The sequence below is a fragment of the Vicinamibacterales bacterium genome (genome assembly GCA_036496585.1).
In the GTDB taxonomy this organism is placed as follows: Bacteria; Acidobacteriota; Vicinamibacteria; order Vicinamibacterales; family 2-12-FULL-66-21; genus JAICSD01.
Genome location: DASXLB010000060.1, coordinates 29,718 through 49,811, shown reverse-complemented (window position 1 = coordinate 49,811; position 20,094 = coordinate 29,718). Strand labels below are relative to the sequence as shown.

Annotated in this window: 18 protein-coding genes, 2 tRNA genes, 1 pseudogene and 1 riboswitch; of the genes and pseudogenes, 13 read left to right on the top strand and 8 right to left on the bottom strand. The window is 67.5% G+C overall.

Annotation, left to right across the window (positions count from 1 at the left end):
* Positions 1 to 76: 76 nt before the first annotated feature.
* Positions 77 to 368: riboswitch (cobalamin riboswitch) on the bottom strand.
* Positions 369 to 433: 65 nt separating this feature from the next.
* Positions 434 to 1,573, top strand: coding sequence for an aminofutalosine synthase MqnE (mqnE, locus tag VGI12_17650; protein ID HEY2434501.1), 1,140 nt, complete (start codon positions 434 to 436; stop codon positions 1,571 to 1,573).
* A gap of 93 nt (positions 1,574 to 1,666) precedes the next feature.
* Positions 1,667 to 2,266: a superoxide dismutase gene (locus VGI12_17645; GenBank protein ID HEY2434500.1), complete on the top strand. Its 600-nt coding sequence runs from the start codon at positions 1,667 to 1,669 to the stop codon at positions 2,264 to 2,266.
* 90 nt (positions 2,267 to 2,356) lie between these two features.
* On the opposite strand, the pseudogene VGI12_17640 reads toward VGI12_17645, so the two are convergent.
* The 3 genes and pseudogenes from VGI12_17640 to glp form a co-directional block, all read right to left on the bottom strand.
* Positions 2,357 to 2,680, bottom strand: a pseudogene (locus VGI12_17640) (redoxin domain-containing protein).
* 12 nt (positions 2,681 to 2,692) lie between these two features.
* The gene (locus VGI12_17635; GenBank protein ID HEY2434499.1) at positions 2,693 to 2,821 is read right to left on the bottom strand and encodes a hypothetical protein; all 129 of its coding nucleotides are present in this window, start codon (positions 2,819 to 2,821) and stop codon (positions 2,693 to 2,695) included.
* 10 nt (positions 2,822 to 2,831) lie between these two features.
* Positions 2,832 to 4,055, bottom strand: a complete 1,224-nt coding sequence (gene glp, locus VGI12_17630) for a gephyrin-like molybdotransferase Glp (GenBank protein ID HEY2434498.1) — start codon at positions 4,053 to 4,055, stop codon at positions 2,832 to 2,834.
* Between the two features lie 133 nt (positions 4,056 to 4,188).
* Between glp and VGI12_17625 the strand changes: the two genes are divergently transcribed.
* The gene (locus VGI12_17625; GenBank protein HEY2434497.1) at positions 4,189 to 4,875 is read left to right on the top strand and encodes a hypothetical protein; all 687 of its coding nucleotides are present in this window, start codon (positions 4,189 to 4,191) and stop codon (positions 4,873 to 4,875) included.
* Positions 4,876 to 4,980: 105 nt separating this feature from the next.
* Here the strand turns inward: VGI12_17625 and VGI12_17620 are convergent, their stop codons facing one another.
* Positions 4,981 to 5,478: a molybdenum cofactor biosynthesis protein B gene (locus VGI12_17620; protein ID HEY2434496.1), complete on the bottom strand. Its 498-nt coding sequence runs from the start codon at positions 5,476 to 5,478 to the stop codon at positions 4,981 to 4,983.
* 104 nt (positions 5,479 to 5,582) lie between these two features.
* On the opposite strand from VGI12_17620, the gene VGI12_17615 reads away from it, so the two are divergent.
* Together VGI12_17615 and VGI12_17610 are read left to right on the top strand one after the other, a co-directional pair.
* Positions 5,583 to 5,659, top strand: a tRNA-Arg gene (locus VGI12_17615).
* 541 nt (positions 5,660 to 6,200) lie between these two features.
* A complete protein-coding gene (locus VGI12_17610) occupies positions 6,201 to 7,067 on the top strand; it encodes a hypothetical protein (protein ID HEY2434495.1) in 867 nt (288 codons plus the stop codon).
* Positions 7,068 to 7,215: 148 nt separating this feature from the next.
* On the opposite strand, the gene VGI12_17605 is transcribed toward VGI12_17610, so the two are convergent.
* Complete coding sequence (locus VGI12_17605) at positions 7,216 to 7,695, bottom strand: Mov34/MPN/PAD-1 family protein (protein ID HEY2434494.1); 480 nt, start codon at positions 7,693 to 7,695, stop codon at positions 7,216 to 7,218.
* Positions 7,696 to 7,813: 118 nt separating this feature from the next.
* Between VGI12_17605 and tadA the strand changes: the two genes are divergently transcribed.
* From tadA to VGI12_17590, 3 genes are read left to right on the top strand one after another with little or no spacing between them, the layout of a single operon-like run.
* A complete protein-coding gene (gene tadA / locus VGI12_17600) occupies positions 7,814 to 8,278 on the top strand; it encodes a tRNA adenosine(34) deaminase TadA (GenBank protein ID HEY2434493.1) in 465 nt (154 codons plus the stop codon).
* Entirely contained in the window at positions 8,275 to 9,810 is a 1,536-nt protein-coding gene (locus VGI12_17595; protein ID HEY2434492.1) for a hypothetical protein, read from the top strand. The genes tadA and VGI12_17595 overlap by 4 nt, the downstream gene beginning before the upstream one ends.
* Positions 9,807 to 11,888: a hypothetical protein gene (locus VGI12_17590; protein HEY2434491.1), complete on the top strand. Its 2,082-nt coding sequence runs from the start codon at positions 9,807 to 9,809 to the stop codon at positions 11,886 to 11,888. Before VGI12_17595 ends, VGI12_17590 begins: the two co-directional genes overlap by 4 nt.
* Positions 11,889 to 11,928: 40 nt before the next feature.
* Here VGI12_17590 and VGI12_17585 read toward each other — a convergent pair whose 3' ends face one another.
* The gene (locus VGI12_17585; GenBank protein ID HEY2434490.1) at positions 11,929 to 13,155 is read right to left on the bottom strand and encodes a hypothetical protein; all 1,227 of its coding nucleotides are present in this window, start codon (positions 13,153 to 13,155) and stop codon (positions 11,929 to 11,931) included.
* Between the two features lie 137 nt (positions 13,156 to 13,292).
* Positions 13,293 to 13,383: transfer RNA gene (locus tag VGI12_17580), tRNA-Ser, on the bottom strand.
* Positions 13,384 to 13,483: 100 nt separating this feature from the next.
* On the opposite strand from VGI12_17580, the gene VGI12_17575 reads away from it, so the two are divergent.
* The 4 genes from VGI12_17575 (at position 13,484) to glgB (ending at position 18,965) form a co-directional block, all read left to right on the top strand.
* Positions 13,484 to 14,446: an ion channel gene (locus VGI12_17575; GenBank protein HEY2434489.1), complete on the top strand. Its 963-nt coding sequence runs from the start codon at positions 13,484 to 13,486 to the stop codon at positions 14,444 to 14,446.
* A gap of 228 nt (positions 14,447 to 14,674) precedes the next feature.
* Positions 14,675 to 16,372 (top strand): AAA family ATPase, encoded by a 1,698-nt coding sequence (locus VGI12_17570; GenBank protein ID HEY2434488.1) that lies wholly within the window; start codon positions 14,675 to 14,677, stop codon positions 16,370 to 16,372.
* Between the two features lie 102 nt (positions 16,373 to 16,474).
* Positions 16,475 to 16,738, top strand: coding sequence for a hypothetical protein (locus tag VGI12_17565; GenBank protein HEY2434487.1), 264 nt, complete (start codon positions 16,475 to 16,477; stop codon positions 16,736 to 16,738).
* A 25-nt stretch (positions 16,739 to 16,763) separates the two neighbouring features.
* On the top strand, positions 16,764 to 18,965 hold the full coding sequence (gene glgB, locus VGI12_17560; GenBank protein ID HEY2434486.1) for a 1,4-alpha-glucan branching protein GlgB: 2,202 nt from the start codon (positions 16,764 to 16,766) through the stop codon (positions 18,963 to 18,965).
* A gap of 28 nt (positions 18,966 to 18,993) precedes the next feature.
* On the opposite strand, the gene VGI12_17555 is transcribed toward glgB, so the two are convergent.
* Positions 18,994 to 19,398, bottom strand: coding sequence for an EVE domain-containing protein (locus VGI12_17555; protein ID HEY2434485.1), 405 nt, complete (start codon positions 19,396 to 19,398; stop codon positions 18,994 to 18,996).
* Positions 19,399 to 19,477: 79 nt separating this feature from the next.
* Between VGI12_17555 and VGI12_17550 the strand changes: the two genes are divergently transcribed.
* Positions 19,478 to 20,071 (top strand): mismatch-specific DNA-glycosylase, encoded by a 594-nt coding sequence (locus VGI12_17550; protein HEY2434484.1) that lies wholly within the window; start codon positions 19,478 to 19,480, stop codon positions 20,069 to 20,071.
* Positions 20,072 to 20,094 lie beyond the last annotated feature (23 nt).

The following is a 20,094-nucleotide window of genomic DNA, read 5'->3' as shown; positions in this document are numbered from 1 at the left end:
CGCCGTGGAAGTAGGGCGGCCACCGTCGCGCACGGGCGCGCTGGATGGTCGCCGTTCATCGGCCCGGGCGGCCAGGTATCCTGGCTCGCGGATCGCTGCGTGTTTCTCGCCTTCCCGCGGCGGGTCTGAAGACCCGCCCTACGTGTATCGACTGACAGATCCGACGACCTGCCCTTCGTTCGTCGACCGGCGGATCCGACGACCCGCCCTTCGTTCGACGACCGGCGGATCCGATGACCCGCGTTGTCGATTCCCGATCAATCGTAGGCCGGGCCTTCAGGCCCGGCGTCGCAGTGGCTGCCTTGCGGCTTTGAAAAAAACGCTCCCCGCTTACAGTGGCGGCACCGCGTGGGCATCGCACCCACTTCGCGTGACCGCCCGGAGTCCGGCCGTACCAACACGGCCGCGACGGGCGAATTATACTAGAAGGTCAGTGCAGCAGCGACTGACGGCCGCCGGCCTCGACGACATCGCGGCGAAGCTCGACGCCGGCGCCCGGCTGACGTTCGAGGATGGCGTCCAGCTGTTCGCCTGCCCGGACACGCTCGCGCTCGGCTGGCTGGCCAACCGCGAGCGCGAGAAACGGCACGGCGCGCGCACCTACTACAACTTCAACATCCGCCTCGAGGCGACCAACGTCTGCGTGGCGAGTTGTCTCTTCTGCTCGTTCGCGCGCCTGCGTCCCGGCGACGAGGGCTCCTACACGATGTCGCTCGAGCAGGCCTGGGAGAAGCTGCGACAGCGCGAAGGGCAGCCGCTCACCGAAATCCACGTCGTCAACGGACTGCACCCGGAGCTGCCGTTCTCCTACTACACGGATCTGCTGCGCGGCTTCAAGCGCCTTCGTCCAGACGTCCACCTGAAATGTTTTACCGCTGTGGAGATCGCCTTCTTCGCCGATCTCTACGGCAAGACCGATGACCAGGTGCTTCGCGAGCTGCAAGAGGCGGGTCTGGACTCTCTGCCGGGCGGCGGCGCCGAGATCTTCGCCGAGCGGGTGCGCCAAAAAATCTGCCACGACAAGTGCGGTGCCGATCGCTATCTCGCCATCCACCAGCTCGCGCACGGGCTCGGCATGCGCACCAACGTGACGATGCTCTACGGGCATATCGAGACGACGGAAGAGCGGGTCGATCACCTGCTGCGCACGCGCCGCCTGCAGGACGAGAGCGGCGGGCTGCAGGCGTTCATCCCGCTGGCCTTCCACCCCGACAACAACCAGATGCGCAAGCTGCCGGCGCCGGGCGCCGTCGAGACGCTGCGCGTGCACGCCGTGGCGCGGCTGATGCTCGACAACGTCCCGCACATCAAGGCCTTCTGGATCGCCAGCGGCGTCGAGACGGCGCAGCTCGCCCTGTGGTTCGGCGCCGACGATCTCGACGGCACCGTGCAGGAAGAGCACATCTATCACATGGCGGGATCGCGCACGCCGGAAGGCATGACGACGGCGGCGATCCGGCGGCTCATCCGCGCGGCCGGCCGTGAGCCGTACGAGCGCGACACGCTCTACAACGTGATCACCGGCCCCGACGCGTCCGACGACCTCCGCACGCGCGTCCTGACCCGCCAGTAGCCGCTGAGGTTCGGGGAGGGCGGTCGGACGTACAATTGCAGGCTGCGTCTGCAGCCATGGACGCAGGCTTGACATTCACTGAGGAGACCGCAGATGCCGCACTCACTTCCGCCACTGCCGTACGACTACAACGCGCTGGAGCCGCACATCGACGAACAGACGATGCGCATCCACCACGACAAGCATCACGCGGCCTACGTCAATAACCTCAACGCCGCGCTCGAGAAGCACCCGGAGCTCCAGAACAAGAGCATCGACGACCTGATCAAGGGGATCAACACCGTCCCCGAAGACATCCGGACCGCGGTGCGCAACAACGGCGGCGGCCACATCAACCACACGATGTTCTGGGAGATCATGGGCCCGGGCGGCGGCGGCGCGCCGAGCGGCGCGGTGGCCGAGGCGATCACCTCCACCTTCGGCGACTTCGAGAAGTTCAAGACGCAGATCAACGACGCCGGCGCGAAGCGCTTCGGCTCCGGCTGGGCGTGGCTGCTCGAGGCCGGCGGCAAGCTGGTGGTCGAGAGCACCGCGAACCAGGACTCGCCGCTCATGGAAGGCAAGAAGCCTATCCTCGGCGTCGACGTCTGGGAACACGCCTACTACCTGAAATATCAGAACCGCCGCCCCGACTACCTCGCGGCGTGGTGGAGCGTCGTCAACTGGGGCGCGGTCAACAAGCGCTTCAAATAGATCGCAGACCGACGAAGGCCGAAGGATGAATGGCATGCCCTTCGGCCTTCCTCTGCCACACGCATCAATCCACCCGTAACTACGAAGGGACTACTTGCCGGTCGCGGCGAGAATCTCGTCGCGGCTGGGAAACTGCGCCTGGTGTGATCCAATCCACGATGCCCGGATCGAGGCATCCGGGTCGATCAGGAACGCCGCCGGCCGCGCCACGCTGCGGACGATGAAGCCGAAGCGGTGCCGGACGCCGTAGGCGCGGATCGTGTCCTGGCGCTCGTCGATGAGGACGTCGAACGGCAGGCCGGTCTCCTCGATATAGCGGCGGATCTTGTCGCGACGGTCGGCGATGATCGCCGTGACCTGCAGGCCGCGGTCCCGGTAGGCGGGAAAATCCGATGCGAGCTCACCGAACCGGTGGCGGCAGTTCGGTCAGGTGGTGCCGCGGTGAAAGGCCAGCAGCAGCGGGCCGCGCGACAGGAACTCGACGAGCGACCGCGCGCGCCCCTTCTGATCCGGCAGCAGGAAACCCGGCGCGCGCGTGAGAGTCGATTCCCGCATTACCGCTCGATCAAAACAGCTTCACTTCCACGAGCTGCCCTGCCTCGACGATGTCGACCTGTGCCGGGATCTCGATGTAGCCGTCGGCGTGCGCCATGCTGGTGATGTCGCCCGAGGCCTTGAACGCGGGCGTGGCCGCGCCGTCGACGATCCGCACCGTGTAGAACTGGTGCCGTCCGGTGGTGGACACGACGCGCCGCGACAGCGGCGCCGTCACGGTGCGCGGCTGATGAACGGGCAGCCGCGCCATCCGCCGGAGCATCGGGATGAGGAGCATGTAGCCATTCGACAGGCATGACGTCGGGTATCCCGGCATGCCGAGCACCGGCATCGCGCCGATGCGGCCGAACACCGTGGGCTTGCCAGGCTTCACGGCAACGCCGTGGAACAGCACCTCGCCGCGCGCCGCGATCACGTCGAGAATCAGGTCGCGCTCGCCGACCGAACTGCCGCCGGAGAAGACGAGCACGTCCTCGCCGAGAGCCGCATCCACCGCCGCCGACAGCGCCTCGATCGTGTCGGGAGTGAGCGGCCGCGGCACGGCGGCGCCGCCGTGCGCTTCGATGATCGACGCGAGGGTGAAGCGGTTGATGTCGTAGACCTGCCCCGGCCCGAGCGGCACGCCCGGCTCGACGATCTCGTTGCCGGTCGAGAGGATGGCGACGCGCGGCCTCGCGACAACCTCGACGTCGACCGCGCCGGTCGCCGCGAGCGCGCCAATCCGTCCTGGCGTCAGCACATCGCCAGGTGCGAGGACTGCCTGGTTGGCCTTGATATCGGCGCCGCGCCGGCCGACGTGCTGTCCGGGATAGACCGGCGTCAGGATCCGGATCTCGCGCGTGCCGGCCACGCGCTCGGTCTCCTCGACCATGACGACGGCGCTGGCACCGACGGGCATGGGCGCGCCGGTCGCGATCTCGATGCACTCGCCGGCGCCGAGCTGGCGCGCCGGCAGGTCTCCGGTGAAGATCTTGTCGGTGCACGTGAGGACCTTTGGACTCTGGCGGCCGGCGCCGAACGTATCCTCGGCGCGTACCGCAAAGCCGTCCATGGCGGCGCGATCGAACCCCGGCACGTCGACGCTCGACGCGACCGCCGCGGCGACGACGCGTCCGCTCGCCTGCTCGAGGCGAATCCGCTCGGTGCGAGCGATTGGCGTCGATGCCTCGAGGATGATCGCGCGCGCCTCGTCCAGCGCGATCGTCTCGCGAATCGGCCGCATCGTCTGGCTCACACCTGCATGATAATGCGGATGACATGGCTGCCCTGACCGGCTCGACGCTCGGCCCGTGCCGGGTCCTCGAGCTGAACATGCGCAGGCCGTATGCTCCGCAATCATGCGGCGCGCCACAGATGCGAGGAACCCTATGACTGGACGAGTACCACCGCGGCGGTCGTTTCTCACACATCTGGGTGTCTCCGCCGCCGGTATCGGCGCGATGACCGCGCTCGTCGAGGCCCAGACGCCGGCCGCCGCCGCGCCGTTCCAGGCCGCGCGGCACCAGGCGGACGACTGGATGGACCGGATCCCGGGCAAGCACCGCGTCGTGCTCGATGCGGTGTCGGCCGATGGCGCCGGCAGCGCGCTGCTCTACGCCAACAACCTCTACGACGCCAGCCAGAAAAGCTACGCGCTCGGCGACGGCGACCTCGCCATCATCGTCGTGCTGCGCCACTTCGCCACCGCGTTCGCCTTCACCGACGCGATCTGGGCGAAGTACGGCAAGGCGATGGGCGAGCTGCTGAAGTTCAACGATCCGAACACCAAGCAGCCGCCTGTCGTGAACGTCTTCAACGGGACCGGCTACGGGATGGCGCTCACGAATTTCGGCACGACGATCGACGCGCTCGTGAAGCATGGGACCCGGTTCGCCATCTGCGACGCCGCCACTCACTTCGTCGCCGGTCAGCTGGCCGGCCAGGCGGGCAACGCCGACGCCATCTACAAGGAACTCGTCGCGAGTGCGATTCCCAACAGCACGTTCGTCTCAGCCGGCGTCGTCGGCGTGACCCATGCCCAGGAACGCGGCTACGCGCTGATCTACGCCGGCTGACGCGACGCCGCGCGCGAGACTCGGACGTGTGAGCGGTGCCGTTGCGGAGCAGCGGGCGCGCATGCGTTGGGATGCGGCGCCGCCGGCGGGTCTGCCGGCCCCGCCTCAGCGCCGCAGCTCGCGGACGACGTGACCCAACTCGGGAAGAATGAGCTTCGTCATGCCGAGTCGCACCGCGTTCTCGGCGCCCGGCAGGATGAAGATCGCCGTCCCGCGGGCCACGCCGGCGGTGGCGCGCGACAGCATCGCGGCGCTCCCGATCTCCTGGTAGCTCAGCGCCCGGAACAGCTCGCCGAAGCCGTCGAGGCGCTTGTCGAACAGGCCGACGATCGCTTCGTAGGTGCTGTCGCGCGACGTGATGCCGGTGCCGCCGGTCGTGATCATCGCCTCGACGTCGCCCAGATGCGCCACGACCGCGTCGTGCACCTCGCTCGGGTCGTCGCGCAGGATCTGCCGCCGGGCGACAACGTGGCCCGCGTCTTCCAGCATTTCGACGATGGCGCGGCCGCTGACGTCTGTTTCGAGCGCCCGCGTATCGCTGACCGTGAGCACGGCGCAGCGCACGCCGGTCGCCGCCGTATTGCGGTGTTCAGAGACGCTCACAGCAGCATTATATGGAGGACGGAGGACGCCGGGCGGAACCGGGAAGGGACCGGGAGGGCGGCGGTAGACCGGGCGCGCGGAGTTGATATAATCGGAGTTTCGCCGCGCCCTTAGCTCAGTTGGATAGAGCGTCTGGCTACGAACCAGGAGGTCGCAAGTTCGAGTCTTGCAGGGCGCACCATTTTTCTCAGAAGATCGGTCGATTTTGGGTCGCGCGGCGCCGAGGCTCCGCGCCGACTGACAAATGACCGACAATTCGTAGCGGCCTGAGGCGGCCGGCGGTGGTCCCTGGTTGACCGCCTCGAGCTGCCGGCGTTCCCAGCCCCCGGTCAGCACCTTTCGCAACTCCACGTCGTGATGTCGAGGCAGCGCTGCGTCGCCTTGATGGATCACGACGTTCCCGCCGAGATGATCTTCGAGCCATCGAGACAGGCGCGCCGATCGCCCTGAACAGATCCGCCGGACCTTTCAACCCCAGGCCGCTCCTGGTTGTTGCGATCGATGAACGTGTCGAGTCGGGCCCGCTCACTGGTGTGAAACGGGTAAGACGTGCCCACGCCACGGGCTAATACTGATTCCACTCGATCACTGCCGGTTACAGGTACGTGAGTAATCTTGACAGTATCAAGACTGAAAGACTAAACGCTACCCTCAGGCAACGTCTGCGGTAGAGCGGACGCGCCGGATGGCGCGCGTCGTTGCGCATCAGGATGAATCAGTAGTTGGTATCAACCTACGCCGCAATGCGCGGTGTGAAGGGAGTCTCTATGGGATGTTCATGTTCGAGCCACGTCGGACACCTGCAGAGTCGGGACACTCTGAAGGCTCAGGAGCTTGTTGCCTCGCTGGGGCTTCACGCGATTGTCGAGCAAGGCAGAGAGGCCATTCTGGAGGCGGGGCGGGCGCTCGACGAATTGAATCGGGCCGACCGAGCGACCGCGCTTGGTTTTGAACGTGCTGTCGCTGACGTGTACCGTGACTCTGCCAAGCGCTTCAACCAACGCGCACAGGAGCAGGTACGGACCGTCCTGGCTCGTATGGACAATCGAGTCACCGAAGCAGACTGGAAAGGCACCGTCGACAGAGTTCGCAATGCCTTCAATGAGCGCGGGGGCGCGGCGAAACTCGCCGATCTGAGAGCCGACGTACGGCGCCATCTGCTCGACGCTGAGGCCGGCGTCAGCGCAGCGACTGCGCGGCTCGTGCTGACGACGCTTGACGGTGCGATCAAGGCGGCGTCCAAGGGAGACCTCAATGAGATTGTGGCGTACGCGCGCGGGATCATGGCGCACGGTCTCAAGGGCTTTCAATCGGCGGAAATGGGACGCCAGCCAGTTGGCCTGAGCTTGCTTCCCGACCCTAAGACAGGGAAGACCAAGCGGCCGCGAGTGCGCGGCGGTGCAAATGAGGGCTGGTGCATCGCAGCCGCCGTGTGCACGGGCTGGAACGTTTCGTCGGTGATCTTCTGCCTGATTGCGTGCTTCGTCACCCCCTTCTGCTGGTGCTGCTACTTCATGGCGTGTCTCGGGACGTTCGCACTCGTCAATCTCGGGTGCGCCGGGCTCATTCAGAAGTGCGCGTTTGGTTAGGCGCCGGTCGCCGTGGTGTTGAGTCGTCGCTCGCGTTCGTGATCGAAAGCAGATAGGTGGGTGCTCGGCATGAATCGACTGCCGCACGGAGTCTCGTTCGCTGTCATCGTGCTGAGCGCCTACAACGTGACCGGCTGACCATGGGTATTCAGATGTAGGTGCGGACCTCTGTGTAGGTTCGCTGCCTGGCGTCCCACGCGAATTGCTTTGCGCTGCACATTCCGTCGGCTCTGACGTCGACGACGACATACTCAACGGGGAATGAAGGCTCTCCCTCGAACAAGGCGCCTTCCTGGTCGGCGACGCTGAAATAGGCGCCTTCTTCGATGTGTGAGTGGTAGAGGATCTTGGCCGGCGTCTCCCCGCGCAAGCTCTTCCCGAAGGCTCGCATCGCCCGATCGTCGAAGCTATAGGCTCGACGCGCGTCGCGCAAGTATCGTGCAGGATCCGCGGCATGCAGGCGATTCTGGATATTCTTGCAACGGACTGCGCGATTCGCCACCCGCTGACGCCGGGGTCCGTACACGATTCCGCAACACTCGTTCGGATAATCCCGCCGCGCGTGAGCGTATATCGCGTCGAGTGCAATCCCCGACAAGACCGGGTGAGGAGCGGATCGCCTTGGCATGCTCGATGTTGTCCGTGACCTTCATGCAGTAATCTGACTAGATAGTACCGCGGTCGAGGCTGATCGCCGGCGACACGATCCGCTTCGGCCAAACGGCGCCGCTGCATAGAATGAACTGGTGACCGACGAGCAGTGGATGCGCTATGCCCTGAACCGCGCCAGGCAGGCCGGTGAGCAGGGCGAAGTGCCGGTCGGCGCCGTCGTCGTCATCAACGGCGACATCGTCGCCGAAGGGCTCAACGAGCCGATCGGCACCGGCGATCCCACCGCGCACGCGGAGATCGTCGCGCTGCGAAGGGCCGCCACCCAGATTGGCAACTACCGCGTCGCGGGCGCGTCGCTCTACGTGACGATCGAGCCCTGCCTGATGTGCGTCGGCGCAATGGTGCACGCCCGGATCGCGCGGCTCGTCTACGGCGCGGTCGAGCCGAAGGCTGGCGCCATTGAGTCCGCCTTCCGCGCCCTCGAACACCCGACGCTCAACCACCGCTTCGAGGTCACCGGCGGCCTCCTTGCCGACGAGGCGCGCGCGGTGATGCAGGCGTTCTTCCGACGCCGCCGCGCGATCGAGCCCGCGCCGTGACGGAGCGGCAGGCGCCTCGGCTCTTCGCGTGGCTGCTGTGGCTGGCGCTGGCGGGTCTCTGCGTCGCGGCGCTCGGTCCGTCCTACATCAACCACGATGCGGCGTGGTACCTCTACATGGTCGAGCGCTGGCGCGACGGGGCGACGCTCTATCGGGACGTCATCGACACCAATCCCCCTCTCATCATCTGGCTGTCGGCTCCGCCGGTGCTTGCCGCGCGCGCCCTTGGCGTTCCGCATCCCGCGCTGTTCAAGGTGTACGTGCTGCTGCTCGCGGCGTGGAGCTGCGCGATCGCCCTCCGCGCCATCCGCCGGTCATGGCCGGCGCTGACCTTCCCCGTATTCAGCGCGGTCGTGTTCGCGGCGCTGCCGTTCGTCAAGCAGGATTTCGGCCAGCGCGAGCACCTGGCGCTGCTGCTGACGCTGCCGTATCTGTTCATGGCAGCGAGCGACGCCCGTGCGCCCGCATGGGAGCGACTGACGACGGGCGTTGGCGCCGGTCTTGGCTTCGCCATCAAGCCGCACTTCCTCGCGGCGTGGCTGGTGGTGGAAGTGGCCGCGCTGGTTGCCAGAGGCGCGCGCAGCTGGATCAGGATGGAACTCGTCGCTGCGGCGGCGACGATCGCTGCGTATGGCGTTGCGGTGCTGGTGTTCGTGCCGCAGTATCTCCCTGTCCTGGCCGAGGTCCGCGAGGTGTACGGAGGTCTGAATGCACCGGTGTCGGCGCTCATCCGGCTCCCGGAAGTGCAGATCTGGATCGGCGCCGCGGCGCTCGCGGCGAGCTTCCGGTGGGGGCGGGACGGCCGGCTGCCCTTGATGCTGTTCGCCGCGGCGACCGGGTTCGTGCTGGCCGCGCTGCTGCAGATGAAGGGGTGGAGCTACCACCTGTATCCGGCGCGCGCGCTGCTGCTGCTCTTCTTCGTGGCGGCGACCTCGGTGATCCTGGATCGTGCGCCGCAGTTCGTCGCCCTGCTGAGGGGAGGCCTGACCGGCCTGGCGACGGTGTTCGCCGCCGTGCTCGCCGTGTCGTCGGCGCGCTACGTCCTCGAGGCGCGGCATCCGGCGGCGCCCGATCTGGTGACGCCGCTCGTCGACGCGATCCGGCGAGACGCGCCGGAAGGGCCGCTCGCCGTGCTCAGTACCGCGACCTTTGTCTATCCGGCGTTTCCCGCGGTGAACTACACGCACGCGAGATGGGGACTCCGCCAGAACTCCGTGCTGTTTCTGGAAGCACTCTACGCCGGAGAAGAGGGTCCGGGCGGCGTCGCGCCGCCGCATCCCGTCGCCGCGATGCGCCCGACGGAGCGGGCGCTCTTCCATGAGCTGACCGACGACCTGTGCCGGACGCCGCCGCGCCTGCTGCTCGTCGATGCCGTCGATCCCCGTTCGCGATCGACGCGGCGCACCTTTGACGTCGTGGCCTACGTGCGCCAGGACGCGCGCGTCGCTGCGCTGCTCGAGCACTATCGCGCCCAGGAGACCATCGGCCGGTTCAGCGTGCTCGTGCCCGACGGACCGCTGGAGTGCCGGTGAAATCACGTGCCGCGCTGGCGGTCGCCCTCCTCGTCGCCTGGCTGAACTTCCTGCTGACGATGAAGTGGGCCGCGTATGACGGCGCGCTAAACGGGTGGAAGCGGCCCTGGTACGCCGCCGCGCTTCTGGCCGCCACCGTGCTGGTTGCGATCGGCAAGGACATGGGTCGGGCGGTGCGCGCGCCGTGGGCCCGCTGGCTGTTCGCCGGCGGCTGGGTCTGGCTGACCGTCGTGCTCTTCGTGACGCTCCCGCCGGCCACATGGCGGCTGATTCCGTTTGCCGACGACTGGGTGCCGCGCTTTCAGGGAACGGCCGACGGCGTGGCATTGCTCCGCCATGGCGCCGTGGTTGGCTGGCAATGGGCGTTCCTGGGCGGCTACTGGACGTCGGGCGACCTGGGGCAGACGCTGACGCTGATCGGTGCGATCCCGATGACGCTGTTCGGTGATCGAGTCGGGTATCACCTGCTGCACGCCCTGCTCGTCTTCGGCATCCCGTTGATCGTCTATCTCGACATCCGGGCCGACGGCCGCCGCGATGTCGCATGGCTGGCCGGCTTCTTCACGCTGCTGTGCGTGGTCGGCATGTTCGGCACGCTGATGCCGAACGGCGACACGAACTCGATCGCCGGCGTGTTCTGCGCGATGGTGGCGCTTGGCGGCCGCCGCCTGGCGCGGCTCGGCTGGCGCGGCGGCGACGCGGTGACGCTCGTTGGCCTTACCCTCGCGCTCTACACGCACACGGCGTTCTTCGGCTACGCGCTGGTGTATCTGGCCGTCGACGCCGCGTTCTACCGCGACTGGCGGAGCGGCGTCCGGATCGCGGTGATTGCCGCAGTGGCGCTGATCGCGGCGGCGCCGCAATTCGTCGAGCTGGTCCTCTACCCGCGGTTCTACCTGACCAACAACGTCATCTACGCGCCAGGACCGATCGGCTTGTCGAGCGTCGCGCACCAGGTCTATTACAACGTCGAGATCCTGCTGCACCCGCACCGCTGGTTCAACGACTACATGTCGCTGACCAACGTATTCCTCGTCGTGATCGCGTGGACGGCCTTCCGCGGCGACGGCTCCAGGCCGCATTTCTACGCGTGGGCGGCGCTCGCCACCATGGCGATGCTGCGCCTGAACGTGCGCGAAGCCGGATACCTCTTCGCGCGCGAGATGCACATGCTCGCGGCGCTGACGCCGGCGCCGCTCGCCTGGTTCGTGTGCACGCAGTCCGGCTCGCGGCGCCTGGCGCTCGCTCTCACCGCCATTGTCGGCTTGTATCCGCAGACGACGCTGGCGCCGCTGGCCCACGTCGACAGCATCCGTGAGTTCGACGCAGCGCTGGTCGATCGCCTGTCGGCGCTCGACGGCCACCTGGTACTGCTCGAGGCCAGCCCGCACCTCGATCTCAACGCGGAGCCTGGACGGCAGTCGGAGCGTACGCCCTTCGCCGCTCACTTCGAAGCGCTCCTGCCCGCCGCGACCGGCCGCCGCTTCTACGGCCAGCAGTGGGACACCTGGCACTGGACGCCGCTTCGGGGGCAGGTGATCGCGGCGGGTGCATTCCGCGGGACCTTCCTGTCACGGACGCCGCCCGAGGCGCTCCAGGCCGAACTACGACGCTGGGGCGTGCGGCATCTCGTGGTGTGGTCGGTGGCGACGAAGGCCTACCTCGATGCCGCGCCGCTCGTGTTCACCAGGAAGTGGAGCAGCGGACGCTGGATCCAGTACGAGCTCGCCGACGCCGACGAGCGGTCGGTCGCCGTCGAAACGGGAGCGGGCCGCCTCGTCAGCTCGACTCCGCTCGACGCGCGCGTCGCCCTGTCGGGGGTGCGGCGCGACGAAACCGTGGTGGTTCGCACGAACTATTTTCCGGCCTGGCGGGCGGACGCGGCGGGGGCGGATGTGTCGCTGTTCCCGCTAGACGGTCAGCTCGCATTCCGGGCGCCGCGGGACGGCGACTATGCCGTCGACTTCCACTACCCGCGCCGCACCGGCCTCCTGCTCTTCGCGATGGGAACGTTCGTCGCTGGTGCGGTGCTGCTGTCGGTGGGGAAGTCGCAGCGACGGCACCCGGCGGCGGCTTGAGGCGTTCATCCGGCTCTCACCGCCACGCGTGGCGGGCCCTCTATTCCATCTGCATGCCGTTCGATCCGTACCCCTGATAGTCGCCGCGCCGCTTCCACGGCGGCACCCACGCCGTGGCCTTCGCCAGCTTCGGCATGTGTGGAATTTCGAATCGGGATTCGGCGATCAGGCGCCGCGAGATTCCGATCACCGGCTGGATCCGCTTCGTCAGCTTCTCGACGCTGTCCATCCAGGAATCCGTGCCGATGTCGTACACCATCCTGTTCACGACATCCGAGGTGTCCACGCAGACGAGGTAGTAGCAGCCGAGGAGCGCATACTCGTCGAACACCGTGTAGGTGATCGGCTCCGTGCCGGCCATCACGTCGTTGGCGTGGGCCTTTTCCTGAAAGTCGCGGCCGATGACGTACACCTGATACGTGAGCTTGGCGATGCCCATCAGGCCCGCCGCGATCGTCTCGGCGGCCGGACCGGCGGCGGCGGTCGCGGCGCCGCGGGCAATCGCCTCGAATGCCGACATCGTGCCCTGGGTGGCGCGCCTGGCGACGTCGCGCGACAGGACTTGCTCGATCGCCAGCACGGCGTTGTACGGGTCGCCCATGCGGACCGCCGTCCGGCAGGCCTTCACGACCGAGCGCCCGTAATAGGCCTGCGCCAGCTTGCCGAACTGAAAGACCGCGTTGACTCCCGAGGTGAGGATGCCGGCGTATGGCGCCATGTTCTTCACCAGGTCCCCGAGAACCTCCGTGCCGAGATAGTTGGCGACCTCGACCTCGAGACTGACGTGGGCGGAGCCCGCGCCGAAGAAGCCGCGGAACAGCGAGGTGATCGTGCCCTGGAACGCGGGGCTCGGCGCCCCGAGCGCCGCGGCGCCGCGGCGGATGTTCTCGAGACTGCCGGCCGCGCTCACCCCGGGAATGATCATCTTCGACCGCCGGGTCACCAGGGTGCGTCCGCGGAACATCGTGTCGATGAGGCGTTGCCGCTGCTCGATCATGTAGTCCATCGGCGTCAGGTCGGCCGACGGACCGCGCAGCATCGTGTCGAGATCGGTGACGCCCCCCTTGTGATTGCGGTCGCTCTTCGCCCAGTCGGCCTTCTGGCTTTTCCACTGAGAGAACGCGCCGCTGAGCTTGCGCAGGTGGGCAGCGGTGGGGAAGGCGTCGTAGTTCTTCATCGCGGCGTCGACGCCCTTGAGCGACTGGCTTCGCACCGACAGCATCCCGAGATTGGTCCGCTGCATCCACTGGTCGTAGGTCATGTGCACGCCGGCACTCCTCTCGCAGTTCGGGGATTTCAGGCAGAGCTTACTCGAAACGGCCAGAGCCCCGTCACGCGAAACGCGACCGACCGCCCGAGTCAAACTGCTGAATCGACTGCGCGGTGGGCAGGCGCGTGAAGGAATGGCGGAGAGGGAGGGATTCGAACCCCCGTGCCGGTTACCCGGCAAGACGCTTTCGAGGCGCCCCCGTTACGACCACTTCGGTACCTCTCCGCGAACTCCGTATTTTACTACGATTGCCCTCGCCTCGAGTCCGCCAGCCAGTTCTTCGGGAAGTGCGGGGCTGGTTCACGCGGCGAGTACACTGACGCGCGTGCCTCAGCTCACCGGACAGCAGGAGCGGCTGCGCCAGGACCTCGGCCTCGGCGGCCGCATGTCGGAGCGGGCGCGCGCCCGGCTCCTCAATCACGACGGCAGCTTCAACATCCGTCGCAACGAGCTGAGCCCGTTGCATCCCTACAACGCGTACCACACGGTGCTGTCGCTGACCATCCCGCGCCTACTCGGATTGCTGTGCGCGGGCTACGCGGTGACGAACGGGTTCTTCGCGGTTCTCTACTGGCTCTGCGGCGCCGGCGCGCTCGATGGCGCGCCACGAACCCCGCTCGGCCGGTTCGAAGCCTGCCTGTTCTTCAGTGTGCAGACGCTCGCCACGATCGGCTACGGGCGAATCGTCCCGGTGACGCGCGCCGCCAACGTGCTCGTCGCCTTCGAGGCGCTCTTCGGCCTCCTCGGCTTCGCCATCGTCAGCGGTCTGCTGTTCGCGCGCTTCACGCGGCCCACCGCGAAGATCAGCTTCAGCAACAACGCGCTCATCGCCCCCTACGAAGGCGGGTGGGCGTTGATGTTCCGGCTCGTCAATCTGCGCAACCACGATCTGACCGACGTCCACACCGTGGTGTCGTTCGCGCGGTGGGAAACCGGACCGGACGGCGAGCGGACCCGCGAGTTCGATCAGCTCCGGCTCGAGCGCGACTCGATCATCTTCATGCCGCTGCACTGGGTGATCGTCCATCCGATCGATGAGGCCAGCCCGATGCGCGGCCTGACGCAGGAATCGTTCGCCGCGGCCGCCCCCGAGATCGTGTGCCTGATCACGGCAGACGACGAGACGTTCGCGCAGACGGTCCACGCGCGCACGAGCTATGCCGCCGAAGACCTGATCTGGGGAGCCCGCTTCGGGGACATGTACCTGGCCGACTCCAGTCGAGTGGCGATCGACATGGGACGCCTGCACGACCACGCGCGCCTGGAGAAGCCGCCCACCCGGCTCTGAGCACTTCGGCGTCGGCTGGTCGTGGTGACGACGCGACGGCTGGCGCCGCCGCTGCGGGCTCGAAAATCGCGTTCCGATACCAAAAACGCAATCGGTGTGCTGTTTCTGTACGCGTCCCTGGAGCACGCTATTGGGCCTGTCGTGACGATCTTCGCAGGGGCGTGCAGCGGCCGGCCAAACGATGCAGCTCGCCCATGGCACGCCTCGTGCCATGAGGCAGGTCACTCCATGTCAGCGCCCTTCGATCGTACTGGCCGTTCGGAATCAGCGTCATCGGCTTTTCTCGTTTCGGTCCCGTCTGATATCCGCCCCTCTGGTCTCACTTACGAGCCGTTCTACGGCCTCAAGGAAAAGCCCTTCAGTCTGACCTCGGACTCGCGCTTCTTCTATCAGAGCCGAGCGCACGCGCCGGCGTTCGACGATCTGCTGAATGCGATCCGCCGCCGCGAGAGCCTGAACGCGCTGACCGGCGACGTCGGCACCGGCAAGACGACGCTGTGCCGGGCGGTGCTCGAGAGCCTCGATCGAAAGACGTTCAGCGCGTTCGTCCGCGACCCGTTTGCGTCGCGCGAAGAGCTGCTCAAGGTGCTGCTCGCCGATTTCGGCGTCGCGTCGACCGAGGACATCGCCAGCGGCCGGCTGCGTGGCGCCACACGCACCGAGCTGCACTATGTGCTGCAGGAGTTCCTGGCCACGCTGGCGCCGCTACAGGCCTTCGCGGTCGTGATCATCGACGAGGCGCAGAACCTGTCGCCGCAGCTCCTCGAGGAAGTGCGCATCCTCTCCGACGCGGAAGGGCTGCTCCAGGTGGTGCTGGTCGGGCAGCTCGAGCTGCGCGGGCAGCTGGCCCGGGCCGAGATGCGCCAGCTCGATCAGCGCGTCTCCGTGCACTGCCAGCTGCAGGCGCTGGATGTGGCGGGCGTCGCCGGCTACATCTCGCACCGGCTGCACGTGGCCGGCGGCAGCTCCGACCGCGTGCGGTTCACCGGCGACGCGGTCGAGGCGATCTACGCCCGCTCGGGCGGCGTGCCGCGTGTGATCAACCGGCTCTGCGATCGTGCGCTGCATTGCGGCTATTCGCGGCGCGACGCGTCCATCGACGCCGAGATCGTGGCGCAGGCGAACCCGTTGTCTGCCGACGGCGCCCGTGCGGCCGCCGCGCTATTGACGGCGGCTGCACCGATCGCTGTAGCGCCGCTACCGGCGCCGCCTTTGGCGGCCGCACCGATCCAGACGCCGCCGCCTCCGGCCGTCATCGCAGCGCTGGCGCCGTTTGCGCCGGATCCGCCGCCGCCTCATGCCGCCGTCCTGTCGTTGGCACCCTCTGCGCCGGCCCAGCCCCAGGCGGCAGCGGCCGTCGCGGCGCCGCGGGCGACGTCGATGCCAGCCGATGTTCCGCCGCCGCTCGAAGCGCTCGCGTCGATCGCGGCGCAGCCGGCGGCGACAGCTACCGCGCCAGCGACGGATGCCGCGGTCGATTCCGGAGCCGCACGACAGGCGCTGCCGGCGCAGCTCGAGTCGTGGCTGGCCGAGCTCGATGGCCAGCCAGCGATCGAGTCCGGTTGGAGCGAGCACTCGACGCCGAGAACGCCCGTCGCGCCGCAACCGGTCGGACGCCGCGCGGGCCTCAAGGTTCGCATTCCCGCCGGCACGAATCCATATCGTCACACGCACGCCGATCGGATGCGGCGCCGCTGGACGCGGCGGTTCGTCGGCAGCGCAGTCGCCCTGATCCTGCTGCTCGCCGCCATCGTCGCCGGACCGGCCGCGGTCGCGGCGTCGGTCGACATCCTGTCGTCGGTGGAGGAGCAGTTCACGCCGCCGGCGTATCCGTTGCTGCCGGTCTCGCCCGCGACGCCGGTGGGCGCTCCCGCCCGAATCGCCACGGCCGCCGGTCCCCTCGACTCGATCGAGCCGGGCCAGTAACCCGTCTGTCCGCCGTGTTACGCGCACAGTGGATCGGGCCGGAGCGCAGGAAACGGCTCACCTTGCCCTGGCCTCCACAGCGACGGTAAGGTGGGCGCGACGATGCCTGTGCGCATTCTTTGTCCGCAGCTCATCGACGCCACTGCGCGCGCGCGGCTGCATGCAGCGGTGGAATCGGCCATCCGCCGCTGGCGTCCAGGCTTCGAGCGGTGGCAACTGAGCCTGTTCCGCTCGCAAACCGGCGATGGATGGGATCTCGCCATTCGCGGGCCCAGGTTTCGCAAGGTCCTCACCCTGTACGGTCCGCTCGACGACCTGCCGGGCTTGGTCACCGCCTACGTCGACGCCGTCCTGGCGAACGCCTGAGACGGTTCGAGGACATAATCTGACCGTGCATGTCAGCGAGGCATACGGCGCCCTGGCCGCGGCGCGTCACGCCGATCCGTTTTCGATTCTCGGCCCGCACCTCACCGACGGCGGGCTGACGATCCGCGCCTTTCACCCGTCACGCCAGGCGATCGACGTGGTCCACGCGCAGGGAACGACGCCGATGACCCGCGTCGACGAAAGCGGCGTGTTCGAAGCGGTGTTTCGCGGCGCCGGCGCCGCGTTCGACTACCGGCTGCGGCTGCGCGACGCCGGCGGGCACGCCGCCGAGATCGACGATCCCTACCGCTTCGGGCGCGTCATCACCGAATACGATCTCTACCTGTTCGCACAGGGAAAACACACCCGCATCTACGAGAGGCTCGGCGCGCACCCGATGACCCTGGAAGGCGCCGCCGGCGTCCACTTCGCCGTGTGGGCGCCCAACGCCGAGCGGGTCAGCATCGTCGGCGACTTCAACGCGTGGGACGGCCGCCTGCATCCGATGCGGCGGCTCGGCGCGAGCGGCGTCTGGGAGATCTTCATCCCCGCGATCGGCGAAGGGCAGCGCTACAAGTTTGAGATCCGGTCGAGGCGCCACGGCGAGATTCTGCTCAAGACCGATCCGTTTGGCTTCCGGTTCGAGCAGCCGCCGATGACGGCGTCGATCGTCGCGCGCCGCGGGCATGACTGGAACGACGCGCAGTGGTTCGTGGATCGTGCGGGACGCAACGCCTGGTTCAACCGCCCGATGACGATCTACGAGGTGCACCTCGGCTCGTGGGCCTGCGTCCCCGAGGAGCACGGCCGGCCGCTGACCTACCGGGAGCTCGCGGAACGGCTGATCCCCTACGTGCAGGAGATGGGCTACACACACATCGAGCTGCTGCCGGTGATGGAGCACCCCTACGCGCCGTCGTGGGGCTACCAGGTGACCGGCTTCTTCGCGCCGACCAGCCGCTTCGGCAGCGCGGAGGACTTCAAGGGCTTCGTCGAGCGCTGCCACCAGGCCGGCATCGGCGTGATCCTCGACTGGGTGCCTGGACACTTCCCGAAGGACGCGCACGGGCTGGCCCGCTTCGACGGCACTGCGCTCTACGAGCACGCCGATCCGCGGCAGGGCGAGCACCGCGAGTGGGGAACGTTGATCTTCAACTACGGCCGCAACGAAGTGCGCAACTTCCTGTTGGCCAACGCGCTCTTCTGGCTCGAGGAATATCACGTCGACGGCCTTCGCGTCGACGCCGTCGCGTCGATGCTCTACCTGGATTACTCGCGTCCGGAAGGCCAGTGGGTGCCCAACCGGTTCGGCGGCCGCGAAAATCTCGACGCGATCGAGTTCCTGCGCGAGCTGAACGCTCTGACGCACGGCGAGCACCCCGGATCGATCACCGTGGCGGAGGAGTCGACGGCCTTTCCGTCGGTATCCCGGCCGACCTACCTGGGGGGCCTCGGTTTCACCTACAAGTGGAACATGGGCTGGATGAACGACACGCTCGAGTACCTCAAGAAGGATCCGGTGCACCGGCGCTATCACCAGCAGCTGCTCACCTTCTCGCTGCTCTACGCGTTCTCCGAGAATTTCATCCTGCCGTTCTCGCACGACGAGGTCGTGCACATGAAGGGCTCGATGTGGGCCAAGGCGCCGGGCGACGACTGGCAGAAGGCCGCCAGCCTGCGCACCCTTTACGGCTACATGTACGCGCACCCCGGCAAGAAGCTGATGTTCATGGGGTGCGAGTTCGGCCAGACCCGCGAATGGAGCCACGACCGCAGCCTCGACTGGCATCTGCTCGAGCAGCCGCTGCATGCCGGGCTGCGCGCGTTCGTTCGCGATCTGAACCGCATCTACGCGGCGGAGCCGGCGCTGCACCAGTGCGACTTCGAATCGTCAGGCTTCCAGTGGCTCGACTGCAACGACACCGACAACTCGGTCGTGTCGCTCGTCCGGCGTGGGACGAACCCCGACGACTTCCTCGTCGCCGTCTTCAATTTCACGCCGGTGTCGCGGCAGGGCTACACCGTCGGCGTGCCCGCCGCGGCGAGCTACGACGAGCTGCTCAACAGCGATGCGGCCACCTTCGGCGGCAGCAACACCGGCAACGGCGGCACGGTTGTCCCCGACGCGACTCCGTCGCACGGCTTCGCTCAGTCGCTGCGTCTGACGCTGCCGCCTCTGGGATTCCTGCTGCTGAAGCCACGGCCCGCCGCCGGCCGTCAGGGATGACCGCGGGTCGCGCCGTGTTCGTCCGCCGCTATCCTTGACTCATCTTGACGATCGCATCCCAGGTCTCGGGCGGTACCGGCATCACCGACAGGCGTGGCAGGCGGGTGAGCTCGAACGACGCGAAGCGCCGGTCGGCCTTGATCGCCGCCAGGGTCACCGGCGACGCCAGCTTCTTCACCGGCTCCATGTCTACCGCGTAGAGCTTGCCGGTCTTGTCTTTCGGATCGGCGTAGGCGTCGCCGGCCGCGCGGCAGATCCCGATCACCGCCTTCTCGTTACCCGTGTGATAGAAGAAGACCCGGTCGCCCTTCTTCACGCCGCGCAGGTGCCGCTGCGCCACCGGATTTTTCACGCCGGTCCACGAGGTGCCGCCGTCGCGCATGAGATCGTCGAAGCTGTAATTGGCGGGCTCTTCCTTGAACAGGTAGTTCATGATCGGACAGGATACCCGAGTGACGGACTGGGACGCGCCCAGGACTCTCGTGCGCCTCGAGCACCTGCGCTGACTGCCGATGGCGAAGCGTAAAACGCCCGACTACGAGCACCTCCGTCTGACCGACGCCATCGAACCCGGCGTGCGGGTCATCCTGGTCGGCATCAATCCCGGCGTCCTGTCGGCGTTGAGCGGTCACCATTTCGCGGGACCGACCAACCGCTTCTGGGGTCTGCTCTACGAGGCAGGGATCGTGCCCGAGCCGGTGACGCACGAAGACGACGTGCGTCTGCCGCAATGGGGCATCGGCATGACCAATCTGATCGCGCGGCCGAGTCCTGGCATCGACGTGCTCACGCCTCAGGAGTACGTGGAGGGCTGGCGCATCCTCGAAGCCAAGATCGCACGCTATCGCCCGCGCATCGTCGCGTTCGTCGGCGTGACGATGTACCGGGCGCTGTGGAGGGTGCTCGGGCACGCCAGGGCGCCGGCGGTCGAACCGGGATTCCAGCGCGCGACCGCGCACGGCGCGCGGATCTTCGTGCTGCCGAACCCGAGCGGACGCAACGCGCACTTCAGCTACGACGAGATGCTGGCGTCGTTCACGGCGCTGGCGCGCGCGTTGGCGCGCCTGCCGGGAAAGCCGCCACGAAGAAAACGCGTGGCCGTGTAGGGGAGTCCGAGGGCGGCGCCCTC

What these genes read in the sequence shown, in the direction of transcription:
- VGI12_17635 (HEY2434499.1), bottom strand. Translation starts at nt 2,821, where the DNA reads ATGCGGGAATCGACTCTCACGCGCGCGCCGGGTTTCCTGCTGCCGGAT.
- VGI12_17550 (HEY2434484.1), top strand. Translation starts at nt 19,478, where the DNA reads ATGGCGAAGCGTAAAACGCCCGACTACGAGCACCTCCGTCTGACCGAC.
- VGI12_17625 (HEY2434497.1), top strand. Translation starts at nt 4,189, where the DNA reads ATGACTGGACGAGTACCACCGCGGCGGTCGTTTCTCACACATCTGGGT.
- VGI12_17645 (HEY2434500.1), top strand. Translation starts at nt 1,667, where the DNA reads ATGCCGCACTCACTTCCGCCACTGCCGTACGACTACAACGCGCTGGAG.
- VGI12_17565 (HEY2434487.1), top strand. Translation starts at nt 16,475, where the DNA reads ATGCCTGTGCGCATTCTTTGTCCGCAGCTCATCGACGCCACTGCGCGC.
- VGI12_17605 (HEY2434494.1), bottom strand. Translation starts at nt 7,695, where the DNA reads ATGCCAAGGCGATCCGCTCCTCACCCGGTCTTGTCGGGGATTGCACTC.
- VGI12_17555 (HEY2434485.1), bottom strand. Translation starts at nt 19,398, where the DNA reads ATGAACTACCTGTTCAAGGAAGAGCCCGCCAATTACAGCTTCGACGAT.
- VGI12_17570 (HEY2434488.1), top strand. Translation starts at nt 14,675, where the DNA reads ATGTCAGCGCCCTTCGATCGTACTGGCCGTTCGGAATCAGCGTCATCG.